The following is a 12,711-nucleotide window of genomic DNA, read 5'->3' on the forward strand; positions in this document are numbered from 1 at the left end:
ATGTTCCGCATGGCCATATCGGACATCGCGGCCGTCGCGCCGCACGATACGTGCATTCTCGTCGACCGGGCTTCCAAGGCATTCGGCAAGCGCGCGGTACTCGACCGCGTATCCATCTCCGTCGGGAAAGGCGAAATATACGGCTTGCTCGGTCCTTCGGGATCGGGGAAAACGACGCTCGTGCGACTCATTACCGGCCTCGACGTACCGGACGCCGGCTCGGTTACGCTTCTCGGCGAACCGATGCCGAAGCTGAGCCTGCTATCCCGAATCGGCTACATGGCTCAATCGGACGCGTTGTACGGGGAGCTGACCGCGCGGGAGAATCTGGCCTTCTTCGCGTCGTTGTACGGCATGAAGGGCGAGAAGCTGCAACGGCGAATGAACGAAGTCGCCGAGCTCGTGAACCTGTCCGGCGAGCTGAAGAAGCCGGTCGGCCTGTTCTCCGGCGGCATGAAGCGCCGGCTGTCTCTCGCCATCGCGCTCATGCACGAGCCGGAGGTGCTCGTGCTCGACGAGCCGACGGTCGGCATCGATCCGGTGCTGCGCAAGTCGATCTGGGAAGAGCTCGACGGCCTGCGCAAGCAAGGCGTAACGATACTCGTGACGACGCACGTCATGGACGAAGCGGAGAAGTGCGACCGGCTCGCGATGATTCGCGACGGCTTCGTCATCGCTTCGGGCAGCCCGGACGAATTGAAGCGGGCTTCGGGGGCTGCGACCATGGAAGACGCGTTCGTCGCTTACGGAGGTGGTTCGAGATGAGAATTCGCGCGCTCGCGGTCCGGATTATCCGGCAATTCGCGAAAGACAGACGCACGCTGGCGCTCATGCTGGTCGCGCCGTTGCTCGTGCTTACCTTAATGAAGCTCGTGTTCGACGGTCAATCCGTCGATCCGAGGATCGGCACGGTACAAGTGCCCGCCCCCGTAATCGCGGCCTTGTCGTCTGCCGGAGCGGACGTAACCGCATACGAGGATGCGGACGCCGCTATCGGCGCCCTCCGAGACGACGAATTGGATGCGATCGTATCGCTTCGGGACGGACGGCCGAGCATCATGCTCGAAGGCAGCAGCCCGACCGATAACCGGAACGCGATGTCCGCCATCCAAGAGGCGCTCAAGCAGCTCGGCGGAATAGCCGCCGCGGGAGCGCAGCCCAAGATCGCGTTCCTGCACGGAACGGGCGACGTCGACATCTTCGACTATTACGGCTCGGTACTCGTCGGCTTCTTCTCGTTCTTCTTCGTGTTCCTGATCGCCGGCGTCTCCTTCCTGCGGGAGCGGACGACGGGCACGCTGCAACGGCTGCTCGCGACGCCGCTTCGCCGCTGGGAAGTCGTCGTCGGCTACTTGCTCGGCTTCGGCATCTTCACGTTGCTGCAGGCGACGCTCATCGCCTGGTACTCGACAAGCGTGCTCGGCATCGCTCTCGAAGGTGCGCTCTATCTCGTGCTCCTCATGAACCTGCTGCTCGCGATCACGGCGTTGACTCTCGGCACGCTGATGTCGGCGTACGCGCACAACGAATTTCAGATTTTCCAATTCATCCCGCTCGTCGTCGTGCCCCAGATCTTCTTCGCCGGGTTGATCGAATTGGAATCGATGCCCGAATGGCTGCAAGCGGTCGGCCACGCCTTGCCGCTCTACTACGGCGCGGATGCGCTTCGAGATGTCATGCTCCGCGGCGCAGGTTGGAGCGAGATATGGACGGACGCCCTCGCTTTGGTCGGATTCTCCGCCCTGTTCGCGGCATTGAACGTGCTCGCGCTTCGCAAACATCGTAGAATATAGGTATCCGATTGGAGCGTGACGCGAAATGAAAGACCCGATTGAAGCTTGGATGGAACAATTGCTGAAGCAAGACGACGGCGGGCGGATGACCGAGAGACAGATCCGGATCCTGCGCTCCGCCATCGAGGTTTTCGCGGAGAAAGGCTACTCCGGCGCGGCGACGAGCGAGATCGCGCAGCGCGCCGAGGTGGCCGAGGGAACAATATTCCGGCACTATAAGACGAAGAAGGACTTGCTGTACGCGATCGTGTCGCCCTTCGTCGCCCGGCTCGTCGAGCCGTTCGTGCTGCGCGAGCTATACCCGTTATTCGACGAGCCTCATCCGACGTTCGAAGGCTTCGTGAGATCGATTCTGAACAACCGGATCGCCTTCGTCGAGAAGAACATCAAAGTGCTGCGGATCATGCTGCAGGAGGTACCCTTCCACCCCGAGCTGCGCGAAAGGTTCCTGGGGATCGTCTCGCAGCGAATGCTGCCCCGCATAACTCGGGCGCTCGAGCATTACCGGGAACAAGGCCAGATCGACCCGTTGCCGGCGATGACGACGATTCGGCTCGCGGGCTCCGCGTTGTTCGGCTACTTGATCGCGCGATTCCTGATCGCGCCAGAGGGATGGGACGACGCCGTCGAACGGGAAGCGACGATCCGATACTTGCTTCGCGGACTTGGATACAGGGATCCGGGGACGCCTTCCCCCGCCGAATCGTAGGCAACAATAAACCTCCGGCACTCCCTTCCTGAACGAAGGGGATACCGGAGGTTTCGTCTTAGTTATTCGTATTACGAAGCGGCCTTCGCCGCGCGCTTGTCCATGTTGCGGAACTGAGCGAGCAGACCGAGCGCCGCGAGCGACAGGGCGCCGGAGACGACGAACGGCAGCCAGCCCGTGATCGCGAGCAAACCGGCGCCGAGCAGCGGGCCGACGATACGGCCTAAGCTGTCCATCGACGAACTGAGCCCGGAGGCGAGCCCTTGGCCGACCGTCGTCTTCTGCGTGATAAGCGACGTGACGCACGGCTTGATGAGCGAGTTGCCGATGCCGAAGACGCACAAGTACACCGTGGCCATGCCCCAGCTGTTCGCGGTCAGCAGCAGGAAGAAGCCGAGCGCGGAGATGACGAGTCCGAGCGCGATATAGGCGCCCTCCTGCCCTTGCTTCACGCGTCTGCGCACGATACCGCCCTGAACGAGCGCGCCCGCGATGCCGCAGAAGAAGAACATGAGTCCGATCTGCTTCGGCGTGACGTCGAACTTGTCCATGCCGTACAGCTGCAGCGTCGACTCGAGAATGGCGAGCGAGAACGTGACGAAGAACGCAAGAACGTACAGCGCCTTAAGCGGTCCTTGGAACGCGATCCAGCGGGACGGCTTCGCTCCCCGGTCCCTGCTCGCGCGCTTCTCGGGAGGCAGCGACTCCTCCAGCTTCAGGAACGCCGCGACGAACACAATGAACGACAGCGCGGCGGCCGCGAAGAACGGCGCATGGTGGGAGATGTCGCTCAACAGGCCGCCGAAGCCCGGTCCGAACGTGAAGCCGAGCCCGATGCTCATGCCCACGACCGCCATCCCCTTCGTGCGTTCCTTCTCCGTCGTCACGTCCGCGACATAGGCGACGATGCAAGAGACGACGGCGCCGGAGAATAACCCTCCGAGCAGGCGCGAAGCATACATAAGTACGAGGTTGTCCCCCGACAGTCCGAACAAGAGGAAGCTGAGGCTGAAGCCGAGCACCCCGGTCATGATGACCGGACGGCGGCCGACCGATTCCGAGAGCTTGCCCCACAGGGGACTGAGCAGGAACGACATGAGCGAGTAGATCGCCAGCATCGCGCCCGTGTGCCATTTCGCCAGATCGGAGTCGGCGCTGACGTCCGACACGAGCTGGGGCAGTACGGGAATGATGATGCCGAAGCCGATGAATATCGTGAAGAGCATGAGTCCGACGATTGCCAATTTGCTTTTCAAAGCTGTTCTCTCCTCTGTGCGGGCGGTAACAGGCACGCTTGCGGCGCCTCAATATATACTAGATGGTAGCACACGGGAACCGATGTTCCAAATGCGATTCGATGACGTTTTGGTGACAAGTCCCGCTTCGGATAGACAAACATTGATTTCCCCCCTATTTTTGTTATACTCATGCTTGTTTGCAATTACAGCAATCGTTCTCTTCTATAGAAGTCGAGAGGAAAGGCAGGGGCATCAACTTGGATCATTCGCGTACCCCGTTATTCGACGCTCTTCGCAAGCACGCGGAGCACAACCCCGTACAATTCCATATTCCCGGGCACAAAAAAGGATCCGGCATGGACCCGGAATTTCGCGCATATATCGGCCCTAACGTACTGAACATCGACCTCATCAACATCGCGCCTCTCGATGATCTGCACCAGCCGGTTGGCGTCATCCTGGAAGCGCAGCGCCTGGCGGCGGACGCGTTCGGCGCTGACGCCACCTACTTCTCGGTGCAAGGCACGAGCACGGCGATCATGGCGATGATCTTGTCGGTCTGCAGCAACGGCGATAAAATCATCGTCCCGCGCAACGTGCATAAATCGGTGCTGTCCGCGATCATCTTCGCCGGCGCGCGCCCGGTGTTCCTGTCTCCGGTGCGCGACCGCAACCTCGGCATCGACCACGGCGTCACGACGAAATCCGTGCGCCGCGCGCTCGAGCGCCATCCGGATGCGGCCGCCGTGCTCATCATCAACCCGACGTACTTCGGCATCTGCACGAACTTGAAGGAAATCGTCGACCTCGTGCACGAATACGACATTCCGGTGCTCGTGGACGAAGCGCACGGCGCGCTCATCCACTTCTCCGACCAGCTCCCGCTGTCCGCGATGCAGGCTGGCGCCGACATCGCGGCGACGAGCGTGCATAAGCTCGGCGGCTCGATGACGCAGAGCTCGATCCTGAATTTGCGCAAGGGACTCGTGAACCCGCTGCGCGTGCAGACGATTCTGAGCTTGCTGACGACGACGTCCACGTCCTATCCGCTGCTCGCTTCCCTGGACACGGCGCGCCGACAGCTCGCGCTGCGCGGACAAGAGCTGGCGGAGCGCACCGTCGCCCTCGCGAGCAAGGCCCGGGATGCCGTCAACGCCATCGAAGGGCTGTACTCGTTCGGCGAGGAGCTGCTCGGCGAGGAAGCGACGTACGACTTCGATCCGACGAAGCTGACCGTTCACGTTCGCAAGCTGGGCATTACCGGCTACGACGCGGAGAACTGGCTGCGCGAGCGCTATAACCTCGAGGTCGAGATGAGCGACATGTACAACGTCCTCTGCCTCATTACGCCCGGGGACGACGAGAGCACGATCGCCATCCTGATCGACGCGCTGCGGATGTTGGCCGACGAGCACTTGGCGCAAGCGAAGGAAGTGCAGGAAGTCGTCGTGAAGATTCCGGAAATCCCGCACCTTATGCTTACACCTAGGGACGCGTTCTACGGCGAGACGGAGCTCGTGCCTTTCCGGGATTCCGCGGATCGAATCATCGCCGAGTTCATCTACGTGTATCCGCCGGGCATTCCGATTCTGCTCCCGGGCGAGGTTATCTCGCAGGACAACATCGACTACATCATCGACCATATCGAGGTTGGTTTGCCGGTTAAGGGACCGGAAGACCGCTCGATCGAATACGTGAAGGTTATCGTGGAAGAAACCGCGATTTCTTGACCGGCAGCAACCCCGTTTCCGTTAATTTGGAAACGGGGCTATTTTTTGCCTTATCGTGCAACTTCCCCTCCTTAAGCACGTCTAACTGATAACGAACGATTCTCTGCTGCCCGCTTGAAAGGATGAAGGCCCTCTTATGAAACCATTACGTACGCTAGTCCTGCTCATATTGGCTTCGCTCGTTGCCCTGCCGGCAACGGCTTCCGCCGCGAATAACGCTTCGACTTCTCCGTCCGCCGCGACGTACCGGTTCGAGTGGACCGACGGCACGGTGCTGACCGGCGCCGCGGCCGTCAAGAACGGCGTCTCTTACATCGGCATGGAAGCGATCGTTCAGACCATGATCTTCAGCCGCGTCATCTGGTTGAACGAGCGGAAGGTCAAGTACGACGGCTTCCGAACGGACTTCACGATCTCGATCGGCAAGCTGGCCGCCGATATCGGGGGCAAGCCCGTAACGCTTGCCGGCGCTCCGTTCAAGATCGGCGAGGACATCTACGTCCCGGCTTCGTTCTTGCTCGAAGCGCTTCGCGGAACGAAGTTGGCCTGGGACCCGAAGCTACGCGTCGTTACGGCGACCGGTCTGCGCAAGGATGCCGGTGCCCGCATCGCTTACGGCATCGCGATCGATTACGAGACCGGCACGCTAACGAGAGGGAATAACGCCGACGGGTCCGAACGTAAGCTCGCCGAGCTCGGCATGCCGATACGCGGTAGCATGTCCTACGAGTTCCGTCGAACCGAAGGCGGCCTATTGTTGCTCACGATAATGGATGATTACGGCGAGCCGCATATCCATAATCAACTGTTCCAGATCGTGCTCAAGAACGGAGGGCTTATTCGCCAATCATCCGCCTATTTCCATGAACGCGGTCCGAGAATCGATATCTCGTACGGCAACACGATCGTATTGACGAATGGCAAGCAACTGCGACTGATCGAGGACGGTACGGGGAACGTGCTGGAGAAGATCGATCTTACGAAGATCGGCGGAGAGAACGATAACTACTTCGTGGAAGGAATCGACGAAGACTTCTTGCTGCTGCGGGCGAACAAGTCCGGCATGCTGAAGCTGTACGACCGGCGTACGCAAGAAGTCGTGCTGTTGTACAAGGAACTGCTCAACCCGAGTCTGTTCGAAATTACGGAAACCTACACGCAACCGATGGTCGGCGCCGGCGATTACCTAACCTTCGTGAAACGCGAAGGAGACGCCCTCTTGTTCCGCAACGAAGCTCCGTACGTCTCGGAGGAACAGCGCATGGTCATTCACCGCTTCGAGCTTGAGCCCTCGAACGCAACGAATTGAGTATCCGCAGCCGGTCCGCCTTGCACAGGCAATCGTTGCCAACGCAACGGCCGGATGCTATGATGGGCGTGGGGGTGGATCCGATGAGTCAAAGCGCTTACATCAGTCTTGTTCAAGGCTCCGCGTTGGCCGATATCGATCTGAACGGCGTCAAGGAGCAACTGCTTCATTATAAGGAGCAAGTGTCGCTCACCGGCAGACAGCTCGGCTGGGATTACGCGGAAGCGGCGTTCCCATACGGCATTGAGACGAAACCCGAAGCTCAAGATCAATGGTTCTACTTGAAAGGCAACAACCCAAGCTATCGATACATCGTGTTCGGCACCGGCAAGCGGGAGGAAGACGGCTCTTCCGTTCCCTACATACAAGTGGTTCTGCCGGACGGCTCGACGCACGGCGATAAGGCCAAGGCGAACGAGCTATGCAAGTGGATCGGTCGCAAGCTGCTAGCCGAAGTCAAGATGTTCAACGGAAGAACGATCTACTTCAATCCTCGCAAATAACAAGACGAAGGGGCTCGTCCGACGGTGTTCGTACACCTGCGGACGAGCCCCTTATTGCATGCGCGATCGGAAGGACGTTAGCCTTGTCCGTTCTCGTTCTCAAGCGCCGCAAGCTCCTCGTACACCTTCATGACTTTCTCCCACTCCGCGTCGTCCTCGATGTTCACGAGAACTTCTTCGTCGCCTTCTTCTTCGACGCGGAAGATGACGCCGTCATCCTCGGGATCGTTGCGGTCGAGCAATACGGCATAGGCTTTGCCGTCCGACTCGAATGAATATACAAGCACCATCTCGTGTTCGTTGCCGTCTTCGTCCGTTACGACGAATACCATCTCGTCATGATCATGGTCGCAATTCTCGTCATGGATATGGTCGCTCATGGACAACCTCCGTTCAATCGGTTGAATTTTCCTACTCACGTATCGTATCACTTCCCTATTCGCCGGTCAAACGAGAAGCGCCCCCGTCCCAAGGGACGAAGGCGCTTCGGATCACGCTTATTTGGAGTTGATGATCTTCTCGGCTACGGCTTGGTAGCTGCCTTCTCCGGCCGGCTTCATCCAGAAGCGAATGACGTATCTGCCCGTGCTCTCGAACGTATACGTAATCTCCCTCGTACCGAACGTGAAGTCCTCCTTGACGACGTCCGAGAACTCCTTATCCTCGCTGTCGCGACCGTCGATCCAAGTACTGTCTCCGTACGGATCGTCGATCGTCACCTTGAACGCGCTGATATCGATCTTCAGGCTGTCGATCTGGGAGAAGACGTTGAACTTCACCTTCGAGCCCTTCGGCACGTAGCTGAACATATCGTTGCTCCGGAACGTGAACATGTTTACGTTCGGCTTATATACGGACGCGCGGTTCGTGCTATCGTCATAGATGAATATGCCGTCAAGCTTCTCGCTCGCCGCCTTCAACGAAAGGTACGGTTTGCCGTCCACGAGCACGCCGGCTTCGTCCGTTTCCTTCTTATTGATCCAGACGCGCAGCTTCTGCAGCCCCGTATCCGCCGCGTACGCCGCGGTACCGCCAAGCAAAGCAATTATAACCGTCGCGATCATGATTTTGCGTAATTTCATCGCTACCCATCGCCGCCCCTTCCGACTCGCTTTCCTGTCTGTATTTGGTTATACCGACATTCGAACGGAAAGTTGCGCGCGCGCGGCATTTTTTTCTTGCATCGTAGCGGTTGTCCGTAATCGAACGTTTCGCGCGATTCGCGCCGTGCTGTCGTAACGTGGCGAAGCTTGCGCTTGCCCGGGAAATCGGCGTTCGTGCCGCCTCGCGATCGTCGCGCGCCCTACCTTACTTTATTTGCGCGCCGGCAGCGTTAGAACGCACGGTACGCCTGTCCCTTGCTCGCCGGGCCGGCTCATCTTCTCCAAGTACGCGAGCCCTCTCGCGCATGGGGTTTTGCATACCGCGCATACGTCGGACGTTACGATTCTCATCTGAGGCCGTTTCGAATCCGAAGCCGAGGTTTTCTTCTTCAATTTCCCTTTCGCCATACATAGCACCCTCCAGTTGCCCTGCGATAGACTTCCCACAGCCTATGCGACAACCGTATGGGACGCCACTCGCCGGTGGCGCCGAATGAAAGAATTTGCTTTTAAAACCGCGGTAAATTATGGTACATTAATGATTACGTAACACTACGATTGCACCATCGGCGCCGTTTGGGGAGGCATACTGAGTTGAACGTATTCATGCTGGGGACCGGTAGCGCGTTCGCGAAAGCGAATTACAATAATAACGCATTATTCACTACGGGCGGCCAGACATTGCTGGTCGATTGCGGCATTACGGCACCGAGAGCGTTGCACGATCTCGGACGTACCTTCAACGAGATCGACGCCGTACTGATTACCCATATTCACGCCGACCATATCGGCGGACTCGAGGAGTTCGCGTTCCAGATGAAGTTCATCTACGGGCGCAAGCCTAGGTTGTATATCGCGGACACGCTCGCGGACACGCTATGGGAATCGTCTCTTAAGGGCGGCCTGTATCAAGACGAGAACCCGACGCTGTCGTCTTATTTCGACGTGCATCCGATCGCCGAAGGAACGGACGTCGAGGTGTTGCCAGGGCTGCGAATCAAGCTTCTCGCCACGAAGCACATCCCGAACAAGCCGAACTATTCGCTGATCGTCAACGATCGCTTCTTCTATTCCGGCGATACCGTGTTCGATCAGGATCTTCTACTGTCGCTCGTCGAGGAGCAGCGCATCGGCCTCATATTCCACGATTGCCAGCTGCATCCCCCGGGCGTCGTTCACGCCAGCCTGTCCCAGCTGCTGACGTTGCCTCCTTCCGTCCAGCGTCTCACGCACTTGATGCATTACGGGGACGACCACCCGGAGTTCGTCGGTCGCACCGGACTCATGCAATTCGTCGAACAGCACGTGAATTACCAGATCGATCCTGTTACTTTCGAGCTGAAGCGGTTATAATGAATGAGCAACGCGCAAGAGAGGATGTTCAGCCTTGTTGACTACGTTCATCATCGCCGGCATTATCGCGGTCATCATGATCTGGCTCGTGCTGGCGGTCACGAAGAAAGCGTACTCCCGCAAGTGGGAAGACGACGAAGACACGAAATAAAAATGTTTGAGAAAAAGTGTTGACTTCTCGGAACGATCTTGGTAAGATATTAAATGTCGCTGTTAACGAATTGGTCTACTTGATCTGATAGCTCAGCTGGGAGAGCACCATCTTGACAGGGTGGGGGTCACAGGTTCGATCCCTGTTCAGATCACCATAACGCGATCTAGAGAAGCCTTTAACGAGGCTTCTTTTTTGTTGTATCTTCCGTTACACTTCTATATACAGTCGCAACCGAATCGCTAAGGAGGATCATCATGGTACAAATTCTTAGAGGCATCTCTTACTTCAACGCCTTCGTCGCGTTAATCGGAACGGTCGTTCAATTCGCGAGGGACGAATATGGATTCGCGCTCGCCTGGCTAGTAAGCGGCGCGATAGCGGCCGTATTGTTCTATGCGCTATCCTTGATTCTCGAATACGCGCAAGATACGTGGGAACGCGTGCGCGCGATAGAGAGAGAAGTATTCAAGAACGCGCCCCCCTCCTCTCCTCCGAAGCTAGGCAATTCGAAGGCGGATATCGATAAGCTGAAAGGCTTCACAATCTAACGTATCGGACTTTTGATCGATTTTATAAATTACCACTTTTCAAACCAATAGGTTTGTAATATAATTGAGCCCATGATAGTTGCAATTAGCCATAAGCGTTGCAACTCTTTTATTCCAACTTACTGTGCCAATAATGTCACAGTAAGTAATCCAAGCCACTCGAAAAGGAGCAATATTCAACATGAGCACGATTCTATTCGTCAAAGCCAACGACCGCCCCGCCGACCAAGCCGTAAGCGTACAGATGTACGATGCGTTCCTAAGCGCTTATAAAGAAACGAACCCGAACGATACGATCGTCGAGCTTGACCTGTTCGCCGAGAACATCCCGCATTACGGCAGCACCACGATGACCGCTCTATATAAGGCGAGCCAAGGCTTCCCGCTTACCGAAGATGAACAGAGCGCGGCGGACGTCGCGGCCCGTTATCTCGACCAATTCCTGGCTGCGGACAAAGTCGTGATGGCGTTCCCGCTGTGGAACTACACCGCCCCTTCCCCGCTCATCAGCTACATCTCCTACTTGGCGCAACTGGGCAAGACTTTCAAATATACGGCGGAGGGCGCTGTCGGCCTCGCCGGCGACAAGAAGGTCGCGCTGCTGTCCGCGCGCGGCGGCGTCTACTCCGTGGAGCCGATGGAAGCGAAGGAATCGGCGGTTCGTCCGATCCGGGCAACGCTGAACATGTTCGGCATCCAGCCGCAAGAGCTCGTTATCGAAGGCCACAACCAATTCAAAGACCGGACGGCTCAAATTCTCGCCGAAGGCTTGGAAGCGACGGCGAAAGCCGCTAGCGGTTTCTAAGATAAGTTGATCTCCGTTGAAGCTCCTCGCATCGTTTTTGGATGCGGGGAGCTTTTTCCGATGCCGACCGCAACCTCCGCCCTCCTCCCGCGTATCAATCTAATGTACGCCGTTCCAGATAAAGGGAGTGTAATCATGGTTACGATCGACGACGTTGGCGCCGGGTTCGGCGGCCTCATTATCGTGTTTCTGCTCATTTCCGTTGTTCTGTTCGTTCTGCATATCGCATTGTGCGTATGGGCTTACCGCGACGCGACGCGCAAAGGGAGAAGCCCGGAGTTCGCGCTGCTCGTGCTCATCGCCCTGTTCTTCTTCCCGGTGCTCGGCCTTATCGTATACTTGCTCATCCGCAACGATGCCGGCAATTCCCGATACGGACGCTGAATGGCAAAGCAAGCGGCTGCCGACGAATGTCGGCGGCCGTTTTTTGTTTGACATGCGGACAGGTGCAACATTTTCCACGACGGTGACGTCTAGGGGGTACGAAAGGCGAATCATAAGACGTAAACACGGGAGGAAATAATAATGAAACAAGCAATGAAGAAACCGCTGCTGCTGCTCGCCATGATCGCGATGTTCAGCATGCTGGCCAGCGGTGCCGTCTACGCGCAATCGGCCGCAACTAGCAAGCCGGTGCAGAAGAACTCGATTACCGTCGCCCAAGCCGTCACGATGATCGTCAAGGGATTGAAGCTGAACATCGATAACATCAACTTCTTCAAGGAACCTAAGGCGAGCGACTATTACACGAAGGTAAAAGATTCGGCGCCTTACGCGGGCGACTTCATCATCGCGCAGTTCAACGGATTGGAGCTGCCGAAGGATATTAACCCGAACGCGACCGTCAATCGTGAGCAGTTCGCGAAATGGCTGTACGGCGGCCTTAACTCGACGGGGAATTACGCATGGATCGAGCTGTATATCGAGGTGAAGGATGCGAACAAAGTATCCAAGGGGTATATGGACAGCATCCAGAAGCTGCTGATCTCGAAAATCGTTTCGATGGATAGCAACAACCGGTACTGGCCGAAAATGAACGTAACGAAGGCGCAAGCGGAGAGAATGGTGAAGAAGGCGGCCGAATTCGTGGCGCAAAACAATCCGACGCAACCGGAAAATCCGGAAATCGGCATTCTGTCGGAAGTGAAGCTGAGCTCGGAGCATTGGGCGGAAGGCGTTGACCGCTTGACGGTCAAGGCGCTCGTGCCGCATCGCGGCTACGGCCTCGATATCGCGGGCGTACGGTTCGTGAAGGGCGTTGCCGTCGTGGACTACCGCGTCGTGCAGCCTGATCCGGCAGCCTTCTACGCGCAAGTCGTCACGGAAGTGAAAGCTTACGTCTACGTTCCCACAGGTTCGAAGGCGATGCTCGGCGAACAGGTTCTCTCCGAGCCGAGAGCGGATAGCGCCGGCGGCGGAACTAGCGGCAATGACGGCGCGGCATCGTCTCCCGTTCAATAACACAG

15 protein-coding genes and 1 tRNA gene are annotated in these 12,711 nt (G+C 57.6%); 12 read left to right on the top strand and 4 right to left on the bottom strand.

Annotated elements, in window-relative coordinates:
- The first annotated feature begins 9 nt into the window (after window positions 1-9).
- The 3 genes from ACFQZG_RS10250 to ACFQZG_RS10260 are packed head-to-tail and all read left to right on the top strand — an operon-like array spanning window position 10 to window position 2,502.
- Window positions 10-765 carry an ABC transporter ATP-binding protein gene (locus ACFQZG_RS10250; RefSeq protein WP_378152046.1) on the top strand — a complete coding sequence of 252 codons (756 nt, stop codon included), beginning with the start codon at window positions 10-12 and terminating at the stop codon, window positions 763-765.
- Complete coding sequence (locus tag ACFQZG_RS10255) at window positions 762-1,793, top strand: ABC transporter permease (protein ID WP_378152048.1); 1,032 nt, start codon at window positions 762-764, stop codon at window positions 1,791-1,793. Before ACFQZG_RS10250 ends, ACFQZG_RS10255 begins: the two co-directional genes overlap by 4 nt.
- Before the next feature lie 25 nt (window positions 1,794-1,818).
- Window positions 1,819-2,502: a TetR/AcrR family transcriptional regulator gene (locus tag ACFQZG_RS10260; RefSeq protein ID WP_378152050.1), complete on the top strand. Its 684-nt coding sequence runs from the start codon at window positions 1,819-1,821 to the stop codon at window positions 2,500-2,502.
- A gap of 71 nt (window positions 2,503-2,573) precedes the next feature.
- Here ACFQZG_RS10260 and ACFQZG_RS10265 read toward each other — a convergent pair whose 3' ends face one another.
- Window positions 2,574-3,758: an MFS transporter gene (locus ACFQZG_RS10265; protein WP_378152052.1), complete on the bottom strand. Its 1,185-nt coding sequence runs from the start codon at window positions 3,756-3,758 to the stop codon at window positions 2,574-2,576.
- 239 nt (window positions 3,759-3,997) lie between these two features.
- Between ACFQZG_RS10265 and ACFQZG_RS10270 the strand changes: the two genes are divergently transcribed.
- The 3 genes from ACFQZG_RS10270 (at window position 3,998) to ACFQZG_RS10280 (ending at window position 7,282) form a co-directional block, all read left to right on the top strand.
- Window positions 3,998-5,470, top strand: coding sequence for an aminotransferase class I/II-fold pyridoxal phosphate-dependent enzyme (locus tag ACFQZG_RS10270; RefSeq protein ID WP_378152054.1), 1,473 nt, complete (start codon window positions 3,998-4,000; stop codon window positions 5,468-5,470).
- Between the two features lie 136 nt (window positions 5,471-5,606).
- Entirely contained in the window at window positions 5,607-6,779 is a 1,173-nt protein-coding gene (locus tag ACFQZG_RS10275) for a stalk domain-containing protein (RefSeq protein WP_378152056.1), read from the top strand.
- Window positions 6,780-6,862: 83 nt separating this feature from the next.
- The gene (locus tag ACFQZG_RS10280) at window positions 6,863-7,282 is read left to right on the top strand and encodes a DUF1885 family protein (protein WP_378152057.1); all 420 of its coding nucleotides are present in this window, start codon (window positions 6,863-6,865) and stop codon (window positions 7,280-7,282) included.
- A 77-nt stretch (window positions 7,283-7,359) separates the two neighbouring features.
- Here the strand turns inward: ACFQZG_RS10280 and ACFQZG_RS10285 are convergent, their stop codons facing one another.
- The 3 genes from ACFQZG_RS10285 to ACFQZG_RS10295 all read right to left on the bottom strand — a co-directional run bounded on the left by ACFQZG_RS10285 (window position 7,360) and on the right by ACFQZG_RS10295 (window position 8,793).
- Window positions 7,360-7,662 (bottom strand): DUF1292 domain-containing protein, encoded by a 303-nt coding sequence (locus ACFQZG_RS10285; protein WP_378152059.1) that lies wholly within the window; start codon window positions 7,660-7,662, stop codon window positions 7,360-7,362.
- 117 nt (window positions 7,663-7,779) lie between these two features.
- Window positions 7,780-8,364, bottom strand: a complete 585-nt coding sequence (locus tag ACFQZG_RS10290) for a copper amine oxidase (protein ID WP_378152061.1) — start codon at window positions 8,362-8,364, stop codon at window positions 7,780-7,782.
- A 231-nt stretch (window positions 8,365-8,595) separates the two neighbouring features.
- Complete coding sequence (locus tag ACFQZG_RS10295) at window positions 8,596-8,793, bottom strand: hypothetical protein (protein ID WP_378152062.1); 198 nt, start codon at window positions 8,791-8,793, stop codon at window positions 8,596-8,598.
- A gap of 186 nt (window positions 8,794-8,979) precedes the next feature.
- On the opposite strand from ACFQZG_RS10295, the gene ACFQZG_RS10300 reads away from it, so the two are divergent.
- The 6 genes from ACFQZG_RS10300 to ACFQZG_RS10325 all read left to right on the top strand — a co-directional run bounded on the left by ACFQZG_RS10300 (window position 8,980) and on the right by ACFQZG_RS10325 (window position 12,706).
- Window positions 8,980-9,738, top strand: a complete 759-nt coding sequence (locus ACFQZG_RS10300; protein WP_378152064.1) for an MBL fold metallo-hydrolase — start codon at window positions 8,980-8,982, stop codon at window positions 9,736-9,738.
- Between the two features lie 232 nt (window positions 9,739-9,970).
- A tRNA-Val gene (locus tag ACFQZG_RS10305) sits at window positions 9,971-10,046 on the top strand.
- 100 nt (window positions 10,047-10,146) lie between these two features.
- Window positions 10,147-10,440 (top strand): hypothetical protein, encoded by a 294-nt coding sequence (locus tag ACFQZG_RS10310; RefSeq protein WP_378152066.1) that lies wholly within the window; start codon window positions 10,147-10,149, stop codon window positions 10,438-10,440.
- A 181-nt stretch (window positions 10,441-10,621) separates the two neighbouring features.
- Window positions 10,622-11,245, top strand: coding sequence for an FMN-dependent NADH-azoreductase (locus tag ACFQZG_RS10315; protein WP_378152068.1), 624 nt, complete (start codon window positions 10,622-10,624; stop codon window positions 11,243-11,245).
- Window positions 11,246-11,380: 135 nt separating this feature from the next.
- Window positions 11,381-11,629: a PLDc N-terminal domain-containing protein gene (locus ACFQZG_RS10320; RefSeq protein ID WP_378152070.1), complete on the top strand. Its 249-nt coding sequence runs from the start codon at window positions 11,381-11,383 to the stop codon at window positions 11,627-11,629.
- A 141-nt stretch (window positions 11,630-11,770) separates the two neighbouring features.
- Window positions 11,771-12,706 (top strand): S-layer homology domain-containing protein, encoded by a 936-nt coding sequence (locus ACFQZG_RS10325; protein WP_378152072.1) that lies wholly within the window; start codon window positions 11,771-11,773, stop codon window positions 12,704-12,706.
- Window positions 12,707-12,711: the final 5 nt, after the last annotated feature.

Source organism: Cohnella sp. GCM10027633 (genome assembly GCF_042675445.1).
Classification (GTDB): Bacteria; Bacillota; Bacilli; order Paenibacillales; family Paenibacillaceae; genus Cohnella.